At 42.4% G+C, this 24,409-nt stretch carries 23 protein-coding genes; 17 read left to right on the top strand and 6 right to left on the bottom strand.

Translation table 11 applies throughout. The features are described 5' to 3' along the window. Positions 1–45: 45 nt before the first annotated feature. The 3 genes from P7F88_RS14775 (at position 46) to P7F88_RS14765 (ending at position 3,036) form a co-directional block, all read left to right on the top strand. On the top strand, positions 46–840 hold the full coding sequence (locus tag P7F88_RS14775; protein ID WP_031415402.1) for a metallophosphoesterase: 795 nt from the start codon (positions 46–48) through the stop codon (positions 838–840). 288 nt (positions 841–1,128) lie between these two features. Further along, the gene (locus P7F88_RS14770; protein WP_031415399.1) at positions 1,129–2,460 is read left to right on the top strand and encodes an ATP-binding protein; all 1,332 of its coding nucleotides are present in this window, start codon (positions 1,129–1,131) and stop codon (positions 2,458–2,460) included. A gap of 114 nt (positions 2,461–2,574) precedes the next feature. Then, entirely contained in the window at positions 2,575–3,036 is a 462-nt protein-coding gene (locus P7F88_RS14765; RefSeq protein ID WP_025795024.1) for a helix-turn-helix transcriptional regulator, read from the top strand. A gap of 288 nt (positions 3,037–3,324) precedes the next feature. On the opposite strand, the gene P7F88_RS14760 is transcribed toward P7F88_RS14765, so the two are convergent. Together P7F88_RS14760 and P7F88_RS14755 are read right to left on the bottom strand one after the other, a co-directional pair. Next, positions 3,325–4,191: a hypothetical protein gene (locus P7F88_RS14760; protein WP_277825946.1), complete on the bottom strand. Its 867-nt coding sequence runs from the start codon at positions 4,189–4,191 to the stop codon at positions 3,325–3,327. A 75-nt stretch (positions 4,192–4,266) separates the two neighbouring features. Further along, a complete protein-coding gene (locus P7F88_RS14755; RefSeq protein ID WP_277825944.1) occupies positions 4,267–4,809 on the bottom strand; it encodes a recombinase family protein in 543 nt (180 codons plus the stop codon). A 335-nt stretch (positions 4,810–5,144) separates the two neighbouring features. On the opposite strand from P7F88_RS14755, the gene P7F88_RS14750 reads away from it, so the two are divergent. The 4 genes from P7F88_RS14750 to P7F88_RS14735 all read left to right on the top strand — a co-directional run bounded on the left by P7F88_RS14750 (position 5,145) and on the right by P7F88_RS14735 (position 9,267). Beyond that, positions 5,145–5,441, top strand: coding sequence for a helix-turn-helix domain-containing protein (locus tag P7F88_RS14750; protein WP_078754421.1), 297 nt, complete (start codon positions 5,145–5,147; stop codon positions 5,439–5,441). Next, the gene (locus P7F88_RS14745; protein ID WP_277825942.1) at positions 5,425–6,738 is read left to right on the top strand and encodes a HipA domain-containing protein; all 1,314 of its coding nucleotides are present in this window, start codon (positions 5,425–5,427) and stop codon (positions 6,736–6,738) included. Before P7F88_RS14750 ends, P7F88_RS14745 begins: the two co-directional genes overlap by 17 nt. 682 nt (positions 6,739–7,420) lie before the next feature. Then, complete coding sequence (locus P7F88_RS14740; protein WP_277825940.1) at positions 7,421–8,782, top strand: type II toxin-antitoxin system HipA family toxin; 1,362 nt, start codon at positions 7,421–7,423, stop codon at positions 8,780–8,782. Next, positions 8,767–9,267: a helix-turn-helix transcriptional regulator gene (locus tag P7F88_RS14735; RefSeq protein ID WP_277825938.1), complete on the top strand. Its 501-nt coding sequence runs from the start codon at positions 8,767–8,769 to the stop codon at positions 9,265–9,267. The genes P7F88_RS14740 and P7F88_RS14735 overlap by 16 nt, the downstream gene beginning before the upstream one ends. A 91-nt stretch (positions 9,268–9,358) precedes the next feature. On the opposite strand, the gene P7F88_RS14730 is transcribed toward P7F88_RS14735, so the two are convergent. The 3 genes from P7F88_RS14730 to P7F88_RS14720 form a co-directional block, all read right to left on the bottom strand. Continuing rightward, positions 9,359–9,553: a hypothetical protein gene (locus tag P7F88_RS14730; RefSeq protein WP_277825936.1), complete on the bottom strand. Its 195-nt coding sequence runs from the start codon at positions 9,551–9,553 to the stop codon at positions 9,359–9,361. An 88-nt stretch (positions 9,554–9,641) separates the two neighbouring features. Next, positions 9,642–11,396 (bottom strand): gamma-glutamyltransferase, encoded by a 1,755-nt coding sequence (ggt, locus tag P7F88_RS14725; RefSeq protein WP_277825934.1) that lies wholly within the window; start codon positions 11,394–11,396, stop codon positions 9,642–9,644. 278 nt (positions 11,397–11,674) lie between these two features. Continuing rightward, on the bottom strand, positions 11,675–12,346 hold the full coding sequence (locus tag P7F88_RS14720; RefSeq protein ID WP_277825932.1) for a YiaD family glycine zipper/OmpA-like lipoprotein: 672 nt from the start codon (positions 12,344–12,346) through the stop codon (positions 11,675–11,677). 289 nt (positions 12,347–12,635) lie between these two features. Between P7F88_RS14720 and P7F88_RS14715 the strand changes: the two genes are divergently transcribed. The 7 genes from P7F88_RS14715 (at position 12,636) to P7F88_RS14685 (ending at position 21,368) form a co-directional block, all read left to right on the top strand. Next, complete coding sequence (locus P7F88_RS14715; RefSeq protein ID WP_277825930.1) at positions 12,636–13,274, top strand: response regulator; 639 nt, start codon at positions 12,636–12,638, stop codon at positions 13,272–13,274. Continuing rightward, positions 13,261–14,844 (top strand): signal transduction histidine-protein kinase/phosphatase UhpB, encoded by a 1,584-nt coding sequence (uhpB, locus tag P7F88_RS14710; RefSeq protein ID WP_277825928.1) that lies wholly within the window; start codon positions 13,261–13,263, stop codon positions 14,842–14,844. Before P7F88_RS14715 ends, uhpB begins: the two co-directional genes overlap by 14 nt. Before the next feature lie 72 nt (positions 14,845–14,916). Further along, entirely contained in the window at positions 14,917–16,230 is a 1,314-nt protein-coding gene (gene uhpC / locus P7F88_RS14705; protein WP_422128006.1) for an MFS transporter family glucose-6-phosphate receptor UhpC, read from the top strand. 108 nt (positions 16,231–16,338) lie between these two features. After that, on the top strand, positions 16,339–17,379 hold the full coding sequence (locus P7F88_RS14700; protein ID WP_277825924.1) for an ABC transporter substrate-binding protein: 1,041 nt from the start codon (positions 16,339–16,341) through the stop codon (positions 17,377–17,379). A 119-nt stretch (positions 17,380–17,498) separates the two neighbouring features. After that, positions 17,499–19,595, top strand: coding sequence for an ABC transporter permease (locus tag P7F88_RS14695; protein ID WP_277825922.1), 2,097 nt, complete (start codon positions 17,499–17,501; stop codon positions 19,593–19,595). A gap of 18 nt (positions 19,596–19,613) precedes the next feature. After that, complete coding sequence (gene fbpC / locus P7F88_RS14690; protein ID WP_277825920.1) at positions 19,614–20,669, top strand: ferric ABC transporter ATP-binding protein; 1,056 nt, start codon at positions 19,614–19,616, stop codon at positions 20,667–20,669. Between the two features lie 141 nt (positions 20,670–20,810). Beyond that, entirely contained in the window at positions 20,811–21,368 is a 558-nt protein-coding gene (locus P7F88_RS14685) for a GGDEF domain-containing protein (RefSeq protein WP_277825918.1), read from the top strand. A gap of 68 nt (positions 21,369–21,436) precedes the next feature. Here P7F88_RS14685 and P7F88_RS14680 read toward each other — a convergent pair whose 3' ends face one another. Next, positions 21,437–22,096, bottom strand: coding sequence for a hypothetical protein (locus P7F88_RS14680; RefSeq protein WP_277825916.1), 660 nt, complete (start codon positions 22,094–22,096; stop codon positions 21,437–21,439). A gap of 172 nt (positions 22,097–22,268) precedes the next feature. Between P7F88_RS14680 and P7F88_RS14675 the strand changes: the two genes are divergently transcribed. The 3 genes from P7F88_RS14675 to P7F88_RS14665 all read left to right on the top strand — a co-directional run bounded on the left by P7F88_RS14675 (position 22,269) and on the right by P7F88_RS14665 (position 24,403). Further along, a complete protein-coding gene (locus P7F88_RS14675) occupies positions 22,269–23,423 on the top strand; it encodes a hypothetical protein (RefSeq protein ID WP_277825914.1) in 1,155 nt (384 codons plus the stop codon). Positions 23,424–23,516: 93 nt separating this feature from the next. Continuing rightward, complete coding sequence (locus P7F88_RS14670; protein ID WP_277825912.1) at positions 23,517–23,825, top strand: DUF134 domain-containing protein; 309 nt, start codon at positions 23,517–23,519, stop codon at positions 23,823–23,825. After that, complete coding sequence (locus P7F88_RS14665) at positions 23,822–24,403, top strand: NifB/NifX family molybdenum-iron cluster-binding protein (RefSeq protein ID WP_277825910.1); 582 nt, start codon at positions 23,822–23,824, stop codon at positions 24,401–24,403. The genes P7F88_RS14670 and P7F88_RS14665 overlap by 4 nt, the downstream gene beginning before the upstream one ends. Positions 24,404–24,409: the final 6 nt, after the last annotated feature.

The following is a 24,409-nucleotide window of genomic DNA, read 5'->3' as shown; positions in this document are numbered from 1 at the left end:
ACCCTGTACCATGGAGAAGTCAATCAACTCTAAGGTCATGATAGTTTGAAGTTTTACGTTGTTTCCGATCTGCATCTCGACATTCACGGAATACGCCGTGATTTCTGGTATAGCTTCGATAACGAAGCCACTTTAGTCGTTGCAGGTGACACAGCGAACGGCCTCTTAGGCATGGCGTATGTGAAGAATGTACTTTGCCGCCACTTTAAGACTGTGATAATGATTGCAGGAAACCATGAATGGTATAGCAATAAGAGTAAATCCTACCGCCATAGAAGTACGTCCGTTGGGTGCAAATCTAGTGCTAACTCTGACGTTCTCAAAGATTCTAGGGGTTCCGTACTAGCCAAGCTTAAGGCTCATAGTGATACAACTGAAAACCTGTTCTTTTTGAATAATGAGTCAATTGATTTACATGGATATAGCATTTATGGGGGAACTCTTTGGTTTCCTATTCACACATACTCGTCTACACTGATTGATGCGTACTCAGAACTGATGAATGATACAAAGTACATCAGCCATCAAATGATTGAAGAGCAGCACAAAGCATTCATTAACAACTTTCCAGAGAAAGTTGATATAGCAATATCTCACCACCTTCCATCTAAAGAAGCTTTTGCTTTCGAGCAAAATGCCAGCAACGATTATGCTCCGTATTATCATGCAGGGTTGAGTAATGAGTTGATCTCAAGAGCTAGGTATTGGGTTGCAGGGCATCAACATGATGCTGTAGAGAAAGTGATCGCTGACGGTAGTACCACATTCATTTCTAACCCCAAGGGTTCTGTCAGCTTATTAACTAGTGGATTACTTACTAATAAAGCTTATTACCTATAAGAGCTAGACAGCAAGAAACTTCGGCATCTGAAAGTCCGTTAGGGCTTTCTCGCTGCGATAATTGATCACCTTGCCAAGCAACCAATCAGAAATGATGCATAGATTCATCACCTCCCTTCACAATCCCAACACTATCATTCGCACAAATACACACATAACACTTTTACGCGCATAAAAGTGTTATTTAATACATTTTTATGCGCATTTAAATGTTAACGCTTGCATTTTATTGCGCATTTTTATGTAATAAACAATCGACCAGATAAGCACTTTAACTGAGGTGGCTAGATGAAACGAACACTACTTGAAAACCTACTCACCTGGAAAGACAAGCCGACAAGGAAGCCTTTGCTGATTGACGGTGCTAGACAAACTGGTAAAACATTCCTATTGCAGGAACTATTAGGAAGTACATTCGAAAATGTCCTAAGAATCGATTTTCTAGAAAGCCCTGAGTTAATGGAAGCCTTTTCAGGCTCTCTAAACCCTGATGACATCATCACCAACATTGAACTCTTAACAGGAGAAATCTTCGAACCATCGACAGATCTTCTTATTTTAGATGAAATTGGTGAATGTCCAAGAGCGGTCACCTCTCTTAAGTACTTTGCAGAAAAGGCTCCCAAAGCTTATGTTGCTGCTAGTGGTTCAAATATCGGATTGCTCACGTCCTTTCCCGTTGGAAAAGTTGAGCAACACAATTTAAGGCCACTGACTTTCAGGGAATTCTTGTGGGCATCTGGAGAAAAAGCACTGCAAAAAGCATTTGACCAAAAGCTGAATTCTCCAGCAGCTCATACAAAATTAATCGAACTACTGACCGACTATTATTTTGTTGGCGGCATGCCTGAAGCCGTAAACTCATGGTTCGAAAACTCAGAACTCAGTATTATTGAACGCATTGAAGCCGTGTCTGAAGTCCATAGGAACTTAATTGAGGGCTACATGCGTGATTTCGGAAAGTACTCTGGAAAAGTGGATGCACAGCTAATCGAATCAGTATTTCGAAGCATTCCCGCTCAACTATCTTCGGTATTCGACGACTCCGTTAAACGGTTTAAATTCAAGGGAGTTCACGAACGCAAGTCTCGCTATGCTGAGTATGAAAGTGCGATCACATGGCTTCACAAGTGTCGGCTTGCTTTAAAAAATCATCCTATTGAAGGACAGCCTCGTTCTCCTTTAGCTGCTTATCAGAAGGAAAATACGGTTAAACTGTTTCTCTTTGATGTCGGGCTATTGAACCATATGCTCGGCACTGGTTACCGTGAAATCAAACAGCAAGGCTATGAATACAAGGGATATGTCGCCGAAAACTATGTTCAACAGGAAATCGCTGCGCTAGGTATTGAACCAAGTTTCTCTTGGGGAGACGCAAGAGCAGAGATAGAGTTCATTATCGCTGATGACCTAGGTCGAATTGTGCCTGTAGAAGTAAAGAGTGGTAAGCGAACCCGTGCGAAATCATTGCAATCCTACATCGAGAAGTGCAACCCCCACAAGACAATCAAACTTACAGGTACTCAAGGCTCTCCAGCAACAGAGAAGGAGCACATCGTGATGCCGCTTTACTACACAGAATACTTACTTGATCACCTCAGAGATCTAGATAAAAGCTAAGTGAGTAAGAAAATACTCATTAACATCTAAGAATCAATGTTATGAGTAATTTTTTACTCATAACATTAATAACTAATTCATAAGCTTTAGAGGATCTGATGAAGCGAGGCTGCTATGAATAAAAGTGCTCCAGAAAAAAGAGAGTCTGTAGAAGAAGTCATAGCTCGTTTAAGGGCCAATCGAGATGCACCTCACGAGATATCAGAGAGATATGTCGTTAATACATCGCCCAAAACTTCAATAAATCAGAGAGTCTCAAAAATCGCCCCCTCCACTCGTCCATCAGAACGCAAAACCGAGGCAAGCAAAACCATCAAGCAACTCTTGCTTGGTAAACTTACGCAAGGTCAAGCGTTGAAATATTTACGTATTAATATACTGGGACTCAAACAGGATGTGTTCGCAAAACTCGTCGGTGTTTCAAGAAAAACACTCTCAGATATAGAGAATGATCGGGGCAGCTACAATACAGAGATTCTCAACAAGGTATTCAAACCATTTGGCTTAAAAGTCGGACTACTCCCTTCTTCTCCCGATGCGTTAAAATCGCTATTAATGGATGGTGAGGATGGGTAAAATGCTCAGTATCAGCCCTATTTATTTAGATTGAATTGCTATAACAAGCTAGTATTTTTAAATGATTTAGGAATACATGGACGCGGGTTCAGTTCCTTTTTAAGCAGGAAATTGATGTAACATTTGATGCAACACCAAATTGGTAACATCGTTATAAGTTACTGAATTTATGAAAAGTGAGAAACCATTTCAACTCCCGCCAGCCCATTGCATGAGTAAACGGTGTATTTTCAATGCCTTAGCGCACTTCGAAAGTACGCCGTTTTCTTTTATCTACGAAGTGCCACACTAAAGTGCCACAGCATAGCACTCCACAGTTCTAATCCACTCCTTTGAAAGTTCTATATAATCGTGTAACAACTCCATTAACCAATCGATATCAGAAAAGTAAGTCGTCTTTATAAGCCCTGCTTGAAATAAGCCTGTTATAACCAGTACCAAAGTTAAGCACATCATCCACTTTGAATAACTCTCGGCTCTATCATTTCTAGCCTTCTCTTCACTTAAGTGCTCTAAGGTAACTAGGGCTTTACCGTTCACTGTATAATATATATTTGAATCAGGTACTTTATCCATCTCTCCAGAATCACAGAATGACTGGAAGATTTGTTCGACCTTGTACGTTAATGCTTTTTCGTGGGCTTGCAGATACCACTTGTACCCATAAATCTTTTTGAACACTTCCGAGGGAGTCACCCGCTGCACAGGGGTATCCGGTATATCTTCATTCATAGCAGTTAATACGTCCAATCTAGTAGGTAGTTTTACTTTACGGCGACTGGCTAACCAACACATAACCTGAGACTTAAGCAAAGCATCTCTAGATGCCCTCCTTGTGACAGTATGCCTAATGAAATCTTTTTTGTTCTTATAGCAATATCGCTCTACGCCATAGAAGTGATGGATTTCCATTTGCTCTATATCTGCAAGATAAACCCAATGCCCTGTATCCTGCCACTCTTCATCATTATCATTTTTGTTATAGACATATAGCTTTGAGTTTCGGGCAACTGCTTTAGCAAGGTATTCTGTATTGTTAACAGTAACGTAAACAATGTAGGCATCCGTTCCCTTTTTGATAGGTAATTCTTGTTTTAATTCATGCTTTTTTAAGGCATGTTTCAGCAATAGGCTCAGAAGTAAACTCTTAAACATACACCAGCAACTCCATAGGAAGAGAATGCATACTATTTTATATACTTCCAAACAGATTAGCGAAAGTCTGTTCACTCAATTGAGTAACCTATACAGCGTGGCTCTACCAATACCCAATTCCTTTGCTGCCTGTGCTTTTGATACACCAGTATCCAATAGCCTCTGAATATCTTCTTTCGTGACTTGAGCCTTTGGTCTACCGATATGCTTACCTGCTGCCTTGGCTGCCGCTATGCCCTCAGCCTGACGTTCTTTAATCAGTTCACGTTCCATCTGTGCCACTGCTGCCAGTATCCCAAGCACACCTTTTTGTGCTGCACTCATGGAACCATCGAACCGCATACCTTCCTTATGAAACTGAACGGACACGCCTTTCTCGTTCATCTGCTCCACCAGCGCCACAGCATCACCGGCACCACTTCGGCAAATCCTATCAAGGCTATGCACGTGCAGCACATCACCATCCCTGACATAATCCAAGCATGCTTGTAGCTGTGGTCTGTCTACTGTCTTGGCTGATACCTTTTCCTCGAACACCTTATCTAACTGCACATCAGCTAATTGTCTGCTGGTGGACTGCTCTGCTGTACTCACTCGGATATATCCAACGTGTGCCATACCTACCTCTTTACTGTCTCAAAACCTCTTAACACTTACAGGATTGCATGTATCAAAACTAAAAGTCAATACTTTTGAGACAACTTTAGATACAGTCTCATAAGGTATGGCTTTGAGTTATCTATTACTCGCACAAGACATAAAGTACCCTAAACTAGACTTTTAATGATATAGTTCAGACTAAAGCATAAAAGATGACTATGGTAGACTTTTAAGGTTAATCCTATCCGTTACATATTAAAAGTTAACTATGATGGACTTTTATAAAAAATCACTATCTAAAACACTTAAAAGTCTACTATGACAGACTTTAAAGCATTATTAAGTGGGGATTTATGGCTAAAAAAGTAAAAGCAATACCATCACCAGATCTCAGCCAAGCATTCACACCAACACTACTAGGTGAAGTAGTGCGAGCTAAAAGAACTCAAAGTAAAGTGACCCAGCAAGATGCTGCACTGCTTTGTGGCGTGTCAAAGCAGACTTACATAAAGATTGAGCAAGGCAGCTCTGATATTAAATTGACATCTCTTATGAAGGTTATTTCTGCTCTAGGAATAAAGATATCGATACTGCCGTGGCAAGATTCAGGTACTTCATCGCAGGAGAGTGACAATGATGTCTGGGTCTAATCAATACACTCTTGATATTGTCTACAGCCAACAAGTCATCGGTAAATTATCACTAAATAAAGAAAGCGATGATCTCTCTCTCACCTATTCACAAGATTGGCTGAATAACGGATTTCCAATATCTCCACACCTACCATTTAACACTGATATACCATCAACAAATATCAGGAGATTCTTACAGAACTTACTTCCTGAGAATAAAGGGTTAGATTACTTAATCGACTTTCTGGGCGTGTCACGTTCAAACGTATTTGCACAGATTGGAGGCATTGGCTCTGATACGTCAGGTGCCATGATGTTTCTACTTGAGGGGGTGTCTTCAGATGAAACTGACACTTCTTTTAAACCAATCCGTGATAGTGAATTAATCAAAAAACTTTCTGACCCTGAACTCTGGCACTTGGAAATCTGGGAAGGAAGGCCTAGGCTCTCAGTAGCGGGGGTTCAGTCTAAGCTTAACATGTTGTCCATCGATGGAACTTTAGGGTTTGGTGAAGGCGAACTATGCTCAACTCATATCGTTAAATTCGAGAAAAATGACCAACAGCATCTCGTCATCAATGAGTTTTTAACAATGAAGCTAGCAAAGCTAATTGGGCTGGAAGTTGCTGAGGTGGAGCTACGATATTTTGACCAGTTCCCTGCATTGATTGTCGAAAGATTCGACCGCAAGTTATTTAGCTCTACAAGTGTCAAAAGACGACACATGATCGATGCCTGCCAAGCCTGCAACTTAGGTGTAGACAGAAAGTATGAGCGAAATTTAGGTAAGCAAAGAGATGTAAGCCATATCCGTGACGGTGTCAGTTTCAGTCGACTCTTCTCGATAACAGAACTATGCACGAATCCATTATCAGCAAAGCTCACAGTATTGAATTGGGCACTATTCAATCTGTGTATTTATAACGCAGACGCTCATGGAAAAAACTTCAGTTTCTTTGTCCAAAATTCAGGCTTAACACCAACGCCACTCTACGATCTCGTCAATGTGCGAATGTATCCTGAATTTGAGCAAGATCTAGCAATGGCAATTGGAGACGAATTTGACTCAGACTCTATCAATGCTTACCAACTAATTGAATTTTCAGACGATTGTGATATTTCACCGAAGCTGCTTCAGCAGAGTCTAGTCAAAATAGCAAATGGCATTATAAGCCATATTGATGAGGCGATATCTCTCGTTGCTCCAAACTCAGATTCACAGTTAGCTTATCTAGAAAGATATCGTAAGGTTGTTATAGATCGGTGTGAGCACTTCCTTGAGCAAGCACCACTCGTTACGGAAATTGAGCTGTAATTGTAGTGTACAAAAAGCACAAAGAGTGCCTGCTCTTTGTGTTCTCTACTTGATAATAGTTAGCTGCCAGCTCAGCAACTATGAATCACAAAACACAGAATTTATCTTATACTAATCGAGCGTTTGAGAATTGAGATTATCCCCTATAAAAGATATCCGCTTCTACCTACCAGCCCTAAACGCCATACCCACCTATACGCTAGCTAAATCTCTTCGAGATAAAAACGCGTCAAGTGGCCATTTACTTCCCCTGTTCATTTTTTATGAACACACCTAAAAAGTGAACAGAACCTGATACTCCCAGCTTTTGTTTCTCAGACTCGAACTCTTCAATTAACTAATGAGTAATTAAAGTTACATAAATAAAGAAAAATCAAAATAGTGAGTAGTAAAAGTATCATTATTGGTAAATATGTCTTCCAATCAATCACCGATGAAATTTTTTAAAGCATGAACAGTGGCTATTTTTGCCCATAACACATATGGAAATAACTAACTCTTAATCAGCACGACGCAATACTGTATGCTCCGCACTACCATGCTAATTTGAACAATGAGCTGCTCTCTAAACTGGAAGCCCACACTGGCTTCCCTATCAAGTAATGCGTAAATATTTACACATTAATTGATAAATTCAATCATTATGAGTATTATACTACTCATAGATAAAGTGGAGTCCTCGATGGAAGAAATAAACATACAGGCTTTTATCAAAGGTGAATGGCTAGACATTGCTGTCATTTCATTTCCGAAAAGTGAACAGAACAACTTCCGAGTGACTGAACTCAATTACCTCGGAGACTATGCATTAGAACATCATGAAAAAGATGACCTACACGCCGTATCCATAAACCTGCCTGTATCTTTTTTCTTTGACGACATGGGGAGACCTGGATGGCTAACTTTTCTTGATGACATCATGCCAAGTGGAGCAAGCAGACGCTATTGGGTCAAACACCTAGACATTGAAGATCTTTCAATTGATGAACAAGACTATGTTTTACTAAAATTTGGCACAATGTCGCCTATCGGCAACTTGCGAGTAAAAGACTCTCTACCAGAACGCTATGAAGAGTCCGATACCCTCTACTTTTCTTTAGACGATGTAAAAAACCGCGCAAGTGATTTTTTAGATTATGCTCAGCAAAGAGGAGCAGCTGCTGGTGGTGCAACAGGAGCGGGAGGTGAAGCACCGAAACTAGTATTGCGTTGCTTTACAGGAAATACTGAACAAAATAATATATGGATCGATCCTTATCAAGATGATAACACCAACCAAGATCTACACTATTTAGTCAAGTATCCTAGAGGCTCAAGAGGCATTGTTGACTGCAATATTCTTCGAGCTGAGTTTCATTATTATCACGAACTCACCGCTATGGGCTTTGATACCATACCAATCCAAAATATGCGATTAGAAGAAGGATTAAATTACCCTTCTTTATGGTTACCTAGATTTGATATTCGTTTTAACGAAGAGCAACAGATTGAAAAATTCGGAATAGAGTCTGTTTACTCAATTCTGAATAAAGGTGCGGGTGTTACTCTAGAGCATGAAGCGACGATTAGAACGTTAATTGAAAAAATCACCCATAGTCATACGGTGCAAAATCAAGGGTATGACTTTGATGTTCAGAGCTTTGTTGTAGAGTGGGTAAAGAGAGACTTACTCAACATCCTATTTGGCAATAGCGACAACCACGGTAGAAACACCTCATTCTTAAAAGGTGATGGTTATATTAAGTTAGCCCCAATCTACGATTTTGCTCCAATGAAAGCCGATCCAGAAGGTATTCCAAGAACTACAAAATGGAAAGCCCCACTAGAAGTTGGAGGCACTTACAATTTTATCGGTATTGCAGAATCACTGTCTGACCTTGTGCCGAGTGAGTTCTTACTGAGCGAGCTTAAAGATACCGCAGAAAAGTGTCTTGATCTTAAAGAAAGACTGATTGTTCGTGGGGTTCCAGAGCAGATCATTAAAATGCCAGCTATTGGATTAAATCATATTCCTGAAAAATTGAAAAAATGGGGGCTGTTATGAGCAATAACAACAAGTCATCCAAAGAGTCTATAAATGATGTCGTTAATCGTCTCCGACATAATCGCAAACAGGTCTCTAGCCCCCACAATACAAACAGCGACGACAACGTAAAGGTTGATACTTTTAACCTAGGAAGTCGCACTTCTCAAAGGGCATCAAAAAAGACTCTACCTCCAAAAGCAGCCGAACGCAGCAGGATAGTAAATCAAATAGTTAAACAACTATTGTTTGGCGAACTAACTCAAGGGCAGGCATTAAAAGAGCTTCGAATCAATGTGCTAGGTTTAAAGCAAGATGTTTACGCAAAGCTCGTAGATGTGTCCCGTAAAACCCTCTCAGATATAGAGAATGATCGTGGTAACTACAAAACAGACATATTGAATAAAGTTTTCAAACCTTTTGGTTTAAAAGTTGGTCTAATACCGTCCTCATCGAGTATGCTAAACTCATTGCTCAACAGTAATAAATCACCTGTTGATAAATAACCATTACAGAGAGTTTTAAGACCATTTTGCTATATTTGGTAAGATTTTTAATAGCAAAGGTTATATTTGGGTGGGGGGGTAGATAAGTTGTCTAAACCCGCAAATTCCTCTTAAGGTGAAACACCAGAAAATCATGTGCGCCGTTTAACCAGTCAGACCACCTATAATCCGAGGCGATTATTTGCGCTTCTCGATTTAGCCAATTATAAACCTTGCTTACATCACCATTTAGCAAAGCCAGTTTTGATTCAGCATCGATAATACCTTGTAGATATGTCGCATTCATAAAGTATCTTCCTAGTCACGTTGATGTAACCAGGATAGATACGAATTATGCGGTCAATATGGATCAAAAATGGAGATAATGGCTGAGATTACTCTCCCATTGCTATTCCTTCTCTACGAGGGTCTGCTCCTCCAATGAGTTTATTGCCGGTAAATACTACTCCGTGAAGGCCGGAATTTAGGTCACGAACATTAACCTTAAATCCCATTTTCTCAAGTGGCTCTTTGAACTTCACTGCGTCCGTGCCTTCTTCCAGGTCATAAGTACCAAATCGATTCACTAGATGAGGCATATTGATAGCGTCCTGAATATCCATACCCCAATCAAAATGAGCAATAAGGGTTTGTGCTACATAACCAATGATTCTCGAACCTCCAGGAGAACCAACCGCCATATATGGCTTATCGTTTTCTAATACGATTGTTGGCGCCATCGAAGATCGAGGGCGCTTGCCCGGCTCAACACGGTTGGCAATTGGGTAACCATTTTTATGAGAAGCAAAAGAGAAGTCGGTAAGCTCGTTATTCAGGATAAAGCCATTACTCATAACCCTTGAGCCAAATCCATTTTCAACAGTACTTGTCATTGAGATGGTATTGCCTGCCTCGTCAACAATAACAATATGTGTAGTACTTGGTAGTTCAATCGATTGATCGTCGGCTAAAGCCATACGGTTACTCCATGGTGGATTACCAGGAGATACCTCAGACAGAGCAGTTCCTTTCGAAATCAATTTTGCACGACTTTCAAGATAAGCTTCATCTAATAGGCCATCTGGCATTGGTACGAAATCGGAATCAGCCATATAGCGCCCCCGATCAGCAAAAGCCAATCTGGAAGCATCGCCTATTATCTGCCAGGCTTCTGGGTTATTTGGCCCCATAGATTTCAAATCGAAATGACTCACAATCCCTAAAATCTGCCCTACAGTAAGAGCACCTGAGCTCGGAGGACCCATACCGCAGATATCGTACTGGTGATAGCTACCGCATGTAGCTTCTCTTTCTATTACCTTATAAATAGCCAGATCTTCCATTGCCAGATAACCTGGGTTATCACTGATTCCCGTTACCTTATTAACGATATCTGTAGCGATTACCCCAGAGTAAAAGGCCTCTTCTCCCTCTTTAGCTAAGGTATCCAGTGTTTTTGCATATGCCTTATTCACCAGCAAAGAGCCCTCTTTCAATGGTTCTCCATCTGGAGTGAAAAAATATGCTTTGGTATCTGGATAACGGCTAAGGCGTTTTTTATCTCGTTCGATTGAAGAAGCTAAACGCTCAGATACAGAAAAACCGTTTTCCGCCAGACTCATCGCCGGTTTCAGTAACTCTGACCACTCCTTCTCTCCGTACTTTTCATGCATAGTTGCAAGCAGCTTAACCGTTCCCGGTGTGCCTACCGAACGACCACCGACAACGGCATCATAAAACTTAAGAGGTTTACCATTTTCATCCTGAAACAGTTCAGGTTTTGCCGCTAATGGAGCCGTTTCTCGACCATCGAAAGTAGTGATTTTTTTGTTCTTCGCATCATAGTAGACAAGAAACGCACCACCGCCCAAACCAGATGATTGAGGCTCTACTAGCCCAAGAACAGTTTGCACGGCTACCAGCGCATCTGCTGCCGAACCTCCGTTTTTTAGCACCTCGTACCCTGCTTCAACAGCAAGTGGGTTAGCTGCCGCAACCATGTATTTCTCTGCTTCCACACTCTGTTTAGAGGTAACTTTACTGGTTAACTCTGGTGCGACACTATCTGCAACATCGCCCCCCGTAGTTGTTGCAAATGCAGAAAAACAAGCGAGAGCCACACTGACAGTTATTAGTGATTTTTTATACATGAATTCCCTTATTATTTTTTAAATTCCAGATAGTTAAGCAATCTTTACGCCTGAAAATATGGATTAAGAATTAGCCTTACAGAATGTAGTTAAAACAATACATTCTCCTGAATTATCAATAATATTAGTGTATAGCTTTAGGAATAGCAGGGAGGAGACAAATCGATTGCCCCATAATGAAGCAATATCAAGTTTTTAGAAGTGCAACAGCGTAAAACTAAAAAGCCCGGTTTGAGCAAACACAAACCGGGCTAAATGCTAACTTGATATTAAAATCGTTACTTGCTTGCTGGGTAGATATTAATTTCAACTCGTCTGTTACATGCGCGACCTTCTGGAGTGCTGTTATCACAGATAGGCTTCAACTCACCAACTCCCTGAATAAACAAGCGATCAGCGGCAACCTTTTGTCCCTGAAGGTAATCTTTTACTGAACCAGCTCTCTTCAATGAAAGCTGCTGATTGTATGCCTCACTACCCGTGCTGTCGGTATGTCCTTCGATTAGAAGCTGCGTATCTGGATACTCAACAAGAATTTTTGCAACACCGTTCAACGTGTTATAGATTGAAGAATTAAGCATAGAAGAGTCAGTCTGGAAGCCAATCCCATTTTCCATAACGAGTACCAGTTGATCTTCACCAACTCGCTTAACCTGTACACCCGAGTTAAGTAGCTCTTCACGCAATGCAGCCTCTTGCTGATCGAAGTAGTAACCAACACCCGCACCTACCGCACCACCAGCAGTCGCACCGATGATTGCTCGCTTGCGGCGATCATCTGCATCGTCACCGGTAGCTAAGCCAACCAATGCACCAGAAACCGCGCCGATAATTGCACCTGTTGTTGTAGAGTTAGTCTCGCTCTCACCAGTCGTAGCATTCTGTCGCTGCGTCATTTCACAGCCTGAAACTAACATTATTGCACTAAGTAATATTGCAGATTTTTTCACTTTATAACCCTAAACTTCCATATAACATTCAGGCGATCAACTATAGACGGCTAAAAGTCGATTACACCTCTAGCCAAAACCACTGAAGACAACCGCCGGTTCCATTGTGCTGCCATGCAGTTACACGATCAATATATATTTAACCATAAATTAAAAATGCTAATTTTATTCACCCTAAACATAACAATTAAGAGCACCATCACAGCTTAATCGCCAATAATTGAATCATTAGTTTCAATCTGAAATCATAAAACCTTCATATAAATGAAATGTAACCAGGTTCGAAAAAATGATTTCAGTAGCGTTAGTAGACGATCATGTGATGGTTCGCTCCGGCTTTGCCCAACTGCTCAATGTTGAGTCTGATATCCGAGTAGAAGGTGAGTTTAGCTCGGCTAAAGAAGCTTTCAGTACCTTGTCTTGCTCTCCAACAATAGATGTTGCTGTTATCGATATATCTATGCCAGATGAAAGCGGACTTTCTCTTCTGGAGCGGCTACGTGAAAAGAAACCAGATCTAAAAGCGATAATTCTCAGCATCTACGACTCCGCATCATTTGTTAGCAAGGCAATTGATGCGGGTGCAGTAGGATACCTTTCAAAACGATGTGGACCTGGAGAGTTAGTTACAGCAATACGAACCGTCGCTAACGGGAATCGCTACCTATGCGCAGACGCCCTTATTAACCTTAGTAATGCCTCCGCCCCACCTGCCGTGTTATCTGAGCTAACAAAAAGAGAAAAACAGATCTTCGACTACCTGATTCAGGGACAAGATGTAAAAGAAGTCGCATACGACCTATCACTCAGCCATAAAACCGTACATGTACACAGAGCCAATATTCTTGGAAAACTTGGGCTATCAAATAATGTCGACCTGATTCGTTTTGCCATTCAGCATAAGTTGTTACCTGATGACGAAGGATAACCACTTTTCAGGAAATCGTATTTTCTCATCCGCTTTTCTGTTTCTAATCTATACCATTACCTGGTTTTGTCTCTGGAGTATCAGTGGATATTTGGTTACTGATATTCACTATGCAGCTTTGTTATTCCCTGTAGGGCTGAGAATCGCTGCTCTTTTATTAACACCAGGGCAATTCTGGTGGGTCATCTTGCTCAGCGAGTTTATGGTTTGGTTGGGCATTACCTCTTCAACAGAGTTTGTACCATTCGATCTGCTATTACTTTTAATCCCCTTCGCTACTGCATTGATGTTAAAACCTTTTCAGTTTAGGTGGCAACAGCTTACGATTTACTGGCAACAACTACTGGCTCTTGTGGGTTTTGTTCTTGCGAACGCACTGCTGATTTCCTTTCTTTTCTTTATGCTGAGCAAACCACTCTATCTGGGTAATAGAGTGCTCTATAGTAGTGTTGTAGCAGCAATAACAGGCGGAATCCTTCTCGCTCCATTCTTTTATCTTTTACATGATTACATCATGCACAAGGTTTGGGTTCCTTTGTCTCCAACGCTTGTGCATAAGGCTGTAACCATTCGGCCTTCGGCTTACTTATGGGTATTAACTTTCTTCGTTATTGGCCTTATCAGTGAGACTGTTTTTCAGGAACAGTTAACGACATTACTGCTGATTATCGTGCTACTACCTAATATCTTTATGGCTTACAAGTACGGCTGGCAGGGTGGCGTATTGGCTGCTGTGATGAACAGCGTGCTTCTTACCGCAGCCAGAAAGGTGACCGGTTCATTCAGCAGCTTTGAAGAGATGCATATTTTTATTACGACACAGGCTTTAATTGGGCTTGGGCTAGGTATTGCAATCAGCCGACAACACCTTCTGTCTGAAAAGCTGCACCAGCTCAACCGCAATCTGGAGCAGGAGCTACACACAAAACAACAACTCACCAGACAACTAGTTCATGTCGAAGAAGATATAAGAAAATCTGTCGCCAGAGAACTTCATGACGAGATAGGTCAAAACATTACCGCTATTCAAATTCAGGCAACACTGGCAAACCGAACAGCCAAAGAAGAACAAACCAGACACATTTCAGATGCAATTAACAATCTAGCGCTAAAGATACATACATCCACCAGACACTTACTTACTCAACTTCGCCCGCAAATCCTTGATGAACTGGGTTTAGAAAACGCTTTAATACACCTGGCACAAGAGATGAAGTTTAAAGAGCGCGATATAGATTGTGTCATTAATATTGGAGTGAGCACTGAACAACTCGACGAAGTCACCACTGTAACTATCTATCGGGTAATACAGGAGCTACTGAATAACACTACTAAATACGCAGGTGCATCTGAGGTTCACATCACTCTGTTTCCGGGTAGCCACTTGCGTCTTGAATATCGGGACAATGGTATTGGAATCCCGTCCGATTGGCGTAAAAAAGGAACCGGCTTGCTCGGTATTGAAGAAAGAGTCACTGCTCTTGGTGGTGAATTTAATGTCGAAGACCGAGATGGCACCCGCGTAATTGTGAGCCTGCCTGCAAAGTCGGATAGCAAACCACCAAACTAGGAATTTTTCCTATTTGCCTAAAAACCTATCTCATCCATTCTCAATTTTATTTTTCTAACATGGCATCAGCAAGTGAGGGAGCCTGTGAGCAGGATTACCGACAGCAGAGAGATTGACTCGACATATCGCTACTGGCGAATTCATCTGATGTTGATGATGTATGTTGGATACGGTGTTTTCTATTTTGCCCGAAAGAGTCTGAATTTCACGATGCCAGCCATGTTAAATGATCTGGGGCTGACACATTCAGATATCGGTGTTATCGCAACAACGTATTACATCACCTACGGCACATCAAAATTCCTCTCAGCTATGGTCAGTGACCAGTCCAACCCTAAGTACTTTATGGGGCTTGGCCTTATCGCTTCAGGCATTGTGAATATTCTGTTTGGCCTGAGCTCCTCACTGACCGTAATGGTACTGCTCTGGATGCTCAATGCGTTCTTCCAGAGCTGGGGCTGGCCGGCATGCGCCAAGATACTAACCACCTGGTACTCACGCTCCGAGCGTGGCTTCTGGTGGTCAGTCTGGAACACCTGCATCAATATGAGCGGCGCCCTGTTACCTATCATTATTGGCTTTATAGCTATGCAGTGGGGCTGGCGTTTCGGGTTCTATATTGCAGGAACTACAGCTTGCGTGATAGGAGCAATCTTGTTCTTAAGGCTTAGAGACAAGCCCGGAACCATGGGACTACCCACAGTTGGAGACTGGCGGAATGATCCTCTGGAGAAACAGCAGGAGAGAGAAGGCGTAGGTCTGCTGTTCAGGGAAAAGGTGAAAACCTACGTTCTTGGCAACAAATACATCTGGCTGTTGTGCGGCTCTTACATGCTGGTTTATGTGGTTCGAATCGGAATCAATGACTGGGCAAGTCTCTATCTGGTTGAGAGACATAATACGAGCCTTATGGCTGCGAACACTGCGGTATCGATGTTTGAAGTGGGTGGTTTCTTGGGTTCCCTATTTGGTGGATGGGGCTCTGACCGCTTCTTCCATGGAAACCGGGCGCCAATGAATCTGATATTTGCTTTGGGAATTTTCATATCAGTGGCAGCGCTATGGTTAACACCTCTGGATAACTTATACGTGCTATCCGGATGTCTGTTTGCTATCGGATTTTTTATTTTTGGTCCACAAATGATGATAGGAATGGCTGCGGCAGAATGCTCTCACAAGGATCTAGCCGGAACCTCTACCGGATTTGTCGGGCTGTTTGGATATCTTGGTGCAGCGTTGGCTGGTTACCCGATATCTCTGGTTATAGAGCAATATAGCTGGGAAGGCTTTTTCAGCGTCGTAACTCTGGTTGCAGCGTCGGTTGGCTTACTTCTTCTTCCTTTCCTCAAAGCTCAGGAACCAGACACAGAACCTGATCCCGCCTAACCCCGACATGTATCGGGGGGATGGCAACGTCGAAAGACGTAAAATCCACCCGATGCGAAAGAGCAGCGAACTCTGGCATTGGGAAAAACAATAACAGAGGAAACAAAGATGAAAGGAAAATTCCGTCGCCATCTACTGGCTGCTTGTGTCATCGGTTCAGCTGCATTAGCAGCAGCTCCACAAGTTATGGCTAAAGGCCGCCTGGTTGTCTACTGTAGTGCTACTAACGCTATGTGTGAAGCTGAAACAAAAGCCTTTTCTGAAAAATATGATGTTAAGACTTCATTCGTTCGTAACGGCTCAGGCAGTACTCTGGCGAAAATTCAGGCAGAGCGCAAAAACCCAAGAGCTGACGTATGGTACGGCGGCACACTTGATCCTCAATCTCAGGCTGGTGAAATGGATCTGCTAAGCGCATATAAATCACCACAGCTTGAAAACATCATTCCTGAGTTCCGCGATCCTGCTAAGCGCAAAGGTAACTACTCTTCAGCGGTTTACATGGGCATCCTTGGTTACGGTGTAAACACAGAACGCCTGAAAGAAAAAGGCCTTGAAGTTCCACGCTGCTGGGAAGACCTGACTAAGCCTGAATACAAAGAAGAGATTCAGATTGCTGACCCACAAAGTTCTGGTACTGCTTATACAGCGCTGGCAACTTTCATCCAGCTATGGGGTGAAGAGAAAGCATTTGAATACTTCAAGAAGCTAGACAAAAACATCTCGCAGTACACTAAGTCTGGTGTAACTCCATCTCGTAACTCTGCTCGTGGCGAAATCGCTATCGGCATCGGCTTCCTGCATGATTACTCTCTTGAACAATCTCAGGGTGCACCACTTGAGCTTATTTCTCCTTGTGAAGGTACAGGCTACGAAATCGGTGGCGTAAGTATGATCAAAGGCGCTCGTAACGAAGAGAACGCAAAACTGTTCATCGATTGGGTACTTTCTAAAGAAGGTCAGCAGCTAGCATGGCAGAAGGGTAAGTCATTCCAGATTCTTACTAATACTCAAGCAGAGCAGTCTCCTTACGCTCTGGATCCAAGCAAGCTTGACCTTATCAACTATGACATGGACACCTACGGAGCTTCCGATACTCGTAAGCGCCTAATCAAGAAGTGGGTAAATGTCGTCAAAATGGGTGAGTAATTAGATCCCCCTGTTCCGACAGGAATCGATATTAAATTGCCTCTCCTTCTGCCCATGGGGTCTCGGGCAGGAGGAAAGGTAATCTTCCCTGAAAAATTCTACACAGCAAGGTGATTATCATGCCTCAGTTAGCTGCAGATAGCGCACTACATCTGCACAAGGAGCAGTCTACCCGCGATCCGGTGTTTTACTGGATTATTTCCATTGTCGCTGCTTTCATTCTTCTACCCGTTTTCGCTCTCGACTATGGCGTGTTTGAGTCCACATCTGATGAATTTTTAGATGCAATGGGCTGGAGCAGCCAGAATATTGCCTGGCTCTGGTTTAGCTTACCTCTTGTTCTGCTTGCTCGTCCTAAACTGGCTCAGAATAAGTATCAGAAAAAACGCCACTACTTTGATATCGGGTATTCCGGTTTCTGCATGCTGTTTACCATTCTCTCTTCATGGGGAACAGGAAACGGCCTCGGCTACGCGACTATCGTTCTGTTTATCGCTTTAGGTTGCATCATGACGCTGGGCTTTGCCCGCCTTGAGTTCCTTGGTGGTGATGTATTCGTTATTGGTGCGCTGGTTACCATCATAGGGTTAATCACAACCTTTATTCTTTACCCAAGTATCGCCATTTTTGTTCCTATGTTTCAGGACGAAATGGGGAACTTTGTCGCCTGGCAATTTATTGAAATTCTCTCCCAGCGACAGATCGTTCAGATCATCACAAACTCTATTATGCTGGGTACTTCGGTAGGTATCACGGCAACCTTCTTTGGATTGATATTCGCGATTTACTCAACCCGTATCGCAGTAAAATCTGCCTTTATTGCTCGTATTTTCTCGATTCTTCCAATCGTAACCCCACCATTTGTCGTTGGCCTGGGTGTAACGCTTATGCTCGGTCGCTCAGGCTATGTTACTGAGTTGATGGTTGACTGGTTTGGTTTAGAGCAGACTAACTGGTTATACGGTTTTACTGGTATCTGGATGGCTCAGGTACTGGCGTTTGCGCCAATGTCCTTTATGATTCTGGACGGTGCGATGAAGTCTCTGCACCCGTCTCTTGAAGAGGCATCTTATACTCTTCGAGCAAACCGCTATCAGACCTTCTTTAACGTGGTTATCCCTCTGCTAAAACCAGCACTGGCTAACTCGTTCCTGATTATTTTTGTGCAGTCACTAGCTGACTTTAGTAACCCACTTGTACTGGGCGGAAGCTTCGACGTACTGGCAACACAGATTTACTTCTACATCGCTGGTGCTCAATTGGATTACGCTTCAGCAAGTACCCTTGGTGCGGTTCTGTTGCTCTTCTCACTGGCGATATTTGTGGTTCAATACCTGTGGATTGGTAAACGTTCTTACGTGACGATTTCAGGTAAATCTTATCGTGGTGATGTTCAGCCACTACCAAATAGCTTGCGCATGTTTGTATCTGCAATGCTCTACTTCTGGATGGCGTTTAATGTACTTCTTTACGGAAGCATCGTGTTTGGTAGCTTCACCGTTAACTGGGGTGTGGATTACACATTAACGTTTGCAAACTATATCAACCTGTTTGGTATGGGCTTAGGTGAAGGTGCGTGGCCATCGCTTATCAGTACTATGACTTATGCGGGTATCGCTGCTCCTATCACTGCAACCTTCGGCTTGTTGATTGCGTACATTGTTGTTCGTCAGCAGTTCCACGGTAAAAAAGTGGTGGAGTTTGTCACCATGCTCTGTTTTGCCGTTCCGGGAACTGTTGCTGGTGTCTCTTATATTCTGGCATTCAACGATGCGCCTGTTTATCTGACGGGTACCGCAGCAATCGTGGTTATCTCTATGGTGATGCGTAACGTACCTGTTGGTATCCGAGCGGGTGTTGCCGGACTTGGACAGCTCGATAAGTCTCTGGATGAAGCATCTCTCAGTCTGCGTGCAAACTCATTCAAGACCATCATGCATATTCTTATTCCGCTGCTAAGACCTGCGATTCTTTCCTCGCTGATCTACAGCTTTGTAAGGGCGATGACCACAGTAAGTGCCATCATCTTCCTTGTGACACCAGAAACCCGTGTTGCAACCTCATACATACTAAACCGCGTTGAGGATGGCGAATACGGTATCGCTATCGCTTATGGCTCGCTGCTTATTTTTGTCATGCTAGCTATCATACTCACTTTCGACTTCCTGGTTGGTGAAGCCCGGATTTCACGCTCTAGAGCCAAGAACCAAGATTAAGGACCGGAGATACAAACAATGAAAGACAACAGCTTTGTAGTGCTAAAAAATATCTGTAAGCGCTTTGGCAATAACACGGTAATTGGCGACCTGGATCTTGAGATCGAAAAAGGCAAACTGATTACCCTACTCGGTCCTTCCGGTTGCGGTAAGACAACGGTACTGCGTTTGGTGGCTGGCCTTGAAAAGCCCACCAGCGGACAGATCTTTATCGACGGTGAGGATGTAACTAACACCTCAATCCAGCAACGAGACATCTGCATGGTATTCCAATCGTACGCTCTGTTCCCACATATGTCTCTGTATGAAAACGTAGCGTACGGCCTGAAAATGCTTAAGCTGCCAGCTGATGAAATCAAGCAGCGTGTTGATGAAGCTTTAAAACTGGTAGACCTTGAAGGCATGGGCGATCGCTTTGTGGATCAGATCTCTGGTGGTCAGCAGCAGCGTGTGGCTCTGGCTCGAGCTCTGGTTCTTAAGCCAAAGGTGCTTCTGTTCGATGAGCCTTTAAGTAACCTCGACGCAAACCTAAGACGTAATATGCGTGAAACCATTCGTGAGCTTCAGCAGCGTTTCAATATCACATCGCTTTACGTTACCCATGATCAGTCAGAAGCTTTCGCGGTATCTGATACAGTCATAGTAATGAAGGATGGCGATATCATGCAGCAAGGTACACCGGATGATCTCTATCGTACTCCTGCGTCGATGTTTATGGCGAACTTTATGGGCGATGCCAACATCTTTACAGGAAACTATCAGGAAAGCTTACTTGATATTAATGGCTACAAGATTCCTGTGAATGATGACACAGTAAGAGGTTTTCCAGCTGATGAATATCAGGTCGGCGTGCGCCCAGAAGCTATCCTTCTGGTTGGTGAAGGTGAAGATTGCCAGAAGTGTAAAGTGAAAGATGTTGTTTACATGGGTTCTATGTATGAGGTTGCAGTTGAGTGGCAAGGCCAAGAGCTATTACTGCAACTAAACTCGTCTCAGTTTGATCCAGAAATATCTGATCACGCGTACCTAACCATTAATCCTACCGGTATCTTTTTGCTGCCAAAAGCAGCCTAAAAACCACTAATGAGTGCTGCATATGATGCAGCACTCACTGCCTCATGAAACTTTCTCAAAAATACGATATCACGCAAATTATCAGTTACTAGCGGCTAACTTCGGCTAAAATTAACAATATATGGATAAGAGGAGTAGAAAATGACGATCTATACAAGAGAAGCATTAGCAGCAAATCGTCCAACTCCAATGCCTGGAATGTATGACCCTCTAACTGCATTGTATAACAAGACATTGTTTATTCAGGTAATGGAATCGTTGTTACGTATATCAGTGCGTCAACATATGCCTGTAACTCTTGTCATTGCCAGCATTGACAACTACTCAGGCATGGCTTGTAAATATTCCGAAGATGATATTGATGATATGGTCAGAGAAAGTGCCGACCTTATAAAAGCAGTATCACGCGACAGTGACGTTTTAGGCCACATAGAAACCGATCAGTTTGCACTCCTACTTTACAACTGTGACTGCAAATCATCAGCCATAGCAATAGAAAGGCTATCTAATCAGGTAGAAGAAAGTGTGATTATCGGTGACGAAAAAATTACACTTAATTTTGGAACAGCGACCTTTGGTGAAAGCCATAATGCAGGCCGGGGACAAAGTGTCAGTGCTATCGCTGATTATTTAATGACAAATGCTCTTGAATCATTAAAAAATGGTGGAACTTCCGAACCGAAAATTCGCCATATTTAGGTTAGTGAATATAGGCTTGCTATTGGCAGCAAGCCTTGATGCTCAAGGTACGGTTTATCAAGAACTTATTAATCTACTCGAGTTAGATAAAAACCACCGTAAGATACTTTCTGGAGACCAATAAAATCGCCTTTCTGCAGGAAATAGAACACCACCTTTTTGTTTTTTTTATCTTTGTCTTTTTGTCTGCCGATAAAACGATGCATAACTCCATCATCTGTGGTCTTTTTGGTGTAATTCGTTATTAATGCTGTTCTATGTTTGTGCTTTGATAAATACTCATACTCTGGCTTCGGTCCACCGTTTAATAAGTCCAAAAGAACCTGATTGAGTAAAGGCATAAACGTATAGGCGTTTTCAGGCAATTCGATCAGTTCGTCCTTACGTTTATTCTGAATTTCTTTGCCAACAAAATCGTAGGAATAGGCTTTCTCTTTAGAACCTATTTTTTCTTGATAATCGGTAGAGATTGGTACTACCCTTTCTCCCTCTCGCATATAAGAGCCTTTCTCGTTAACATCAGCTCCAATAAACATAAATGAACCTTTCGCGCGAGCCCGATAAAAACAGGTAGTGTCATTACAGGTTGAATCAATGTTCAGTTCTCCAAGCTCTATAGGCCCGAGCTCAACAATAAATTTCCCTTTCTCTCCAGGCATTACTTCAGAAGCAACGGCACAATTACTCAGTAGCAAAAGAGCTATAGAAAACAGACTTTGTCTTAGCATATAAAACCCTGTATTGATAAAAACATCAGGCACATAATTAAACTTAGTTGAGTTCGAAAAGCCAATCCACTCAGATTTGAGATACTCCAAAATAAAACTAAAGTGTTAGTATCAACTTATCGCAAATCACCTATAATAAACAATACAACATACAATAACAGACTGTTTATATTTGAAAAAATTCAAGGGAATGCGATCTAACCACCCAAAACTGCTTACATTGATGGGCAGTAACTTTGTATTGTCTGGCAGATTATTTACACCTTTATTACTATCTCTACTCCTCGTTCCTTTGGACACTGCATTCGCCGAAATTATCCATACGCCAGATGAAAATACTTATCAAATATCTATGGTTCCTGCTGGAGAGGAGCACGATATAGTTCCTGATCCCATTGAAAATAATTGGCTAGACAATACCGAGAATTATTTCTCTGAAGTCATACACGACATAAGCCACTATGTTGATGAGGGGCTTGCAAGAGGTGAAGATGACGAAGACCTAATTAACCGAAGCTATTTGAAAATAAGGTTACAATCTGAGTATTCACATCGGGGATATTACACTTCAAAATCAAGAATTAAAGCGAGGGTAGATTTCCCCCATATCAAAAAAAACTGGAAAATCATTCTGGAAACAGATCCTGATGACTTTGATTCTCTAGAGACAAAGCAAAGAGACTTCCCAATAGAAAGCCGTACTACCTCTTCCGGGGCGATAGGTGGGGTGCGTCTACAGGATGAAAAAGTTCACAGCTGGCTAACTAGCTTTGATATTGGTGTAAAGATACGCTGGCCGCTTGATCCTTTTGTTAGAGCACAAGCCGAAAGGGTTGAAGACCTTTCTGATAAATGGACCGCTCAGTTAAAGCCAGAGCTTTTCTACTTTGATTCTAAGGGAGCAGGTTCGGTAACTGAGCTCAACTTCTATCGCGCATTTGAAGAAGATCCACTTGATATCTTTAGGTTTAGTAATAGTGCCCAGTATCTATATGAAGAGCGCGGCTGGGAGCTTGTAGGCCAACTCGGCTATTTTGATCGCATTAATACTAATCACTTACTGGAATACACAACGGGCATTAGTGCCGAACCTCAAGATGATGAGGAAATCAGTAACACCTGGATTTCTGTCGCGTGGAAGCAAAGACTCTACAAGAAATGGCTCTACTTGACCGTTACCCCTTTTGTCGATTTTCCAAGAGACTACGATTACAAAGCAAATCCGGGAATCGTAATAGAACTTGAAGGCTTCTTCTCTAAACATCGTGAGCAGGACTACCTGTATCGCTCTATCCCAGCTTCTACCAGACGTACTACTAGTAACTAAACATCGCACCCATTAATGGCATATGCCAAAAATAATTATTGGCATATGCCATTAATGGGCGTAATATTGCGACGAAACTCAAGAGGAGAAAGCATGGCCAGACCTAAAAAATGCCGCCGCATTTGTGGGCGACCAGCACAAAGCTGCTTTAAACCAAATGGCATTCCGCTAAGCCAATTAAACAAAACAGAGATCTTACCGGAGGAATTTGAAGCGCTCAGGCTTGCTGACTTCGAAAACATGAGCCAGCAAGACGCTGCTAACCAAATGGGAGTTTCCAGGCAAACTTTTGGCAACATCATTGGTCGAGCGAGATTTAAGGTCGCCGAGAGTTTAGTTAAAGGTAATGCACTTGTTCTGGACACCTTTGATGCTCCGGAACATAAGGAAAATTTAGAATGATCTATGCGGTTCCAAACAATCGTGACAACGTTGCGAATCACTTTATTAAAGCCCCTCAGTTTTCATTTATTGATGAAGAAAATTCGTTAATACAAAATGTGACCAACCCAGCAGCAGGCAACTCTTCTTGCAGTGAAAAAAGTGCTGCAATCAAAATGCTAAAAGAGATGAAAACAGATGCGGTAATAGTAAGAAATATCGGAGAAAGGGCTCTGGGTAAGCTACTATCTGCCGGAATAAGAGTGTTTATGGTGACAACCCAAACACCTCTATCAGCTGCGGCAAACAGCCCAATGGTTGAGCTAACTGATACCAGCCAGGGGCGTCCATCCCATAATCATCACAAGAAAGGTGGCTGTTCACATGGTGAAGGTGGCTCTTGCTGCAGCTCTAAGCAAGACGGCTCACATAGTGGTTGCGGCTGTAATCACGGGCACAGCCATCAACATCATGGCAGAAGCACTCTAAATGATTCAGGCATACTAAAACATATAACCAATAATAACCGCAGTGGAAAAAAACGTGCTATGAGATTTTCTCTGAGTGGTATATCATCTCTGCGATCTATTAATAAGTAGTTAGGC

It is taken from the genome of Vibrio hannami, from assembly GCF_029589055.1.
Taxonomy (GTDB): Bacteria; Pseudomonadota; Gammaproteobacteria; order Enterobacterales; family Vibrionaceae; genus Vibrio; species Vibrio hannami.
This window is presented reverse-complemented; position numbering and strand designations above follow the sequence as displayed.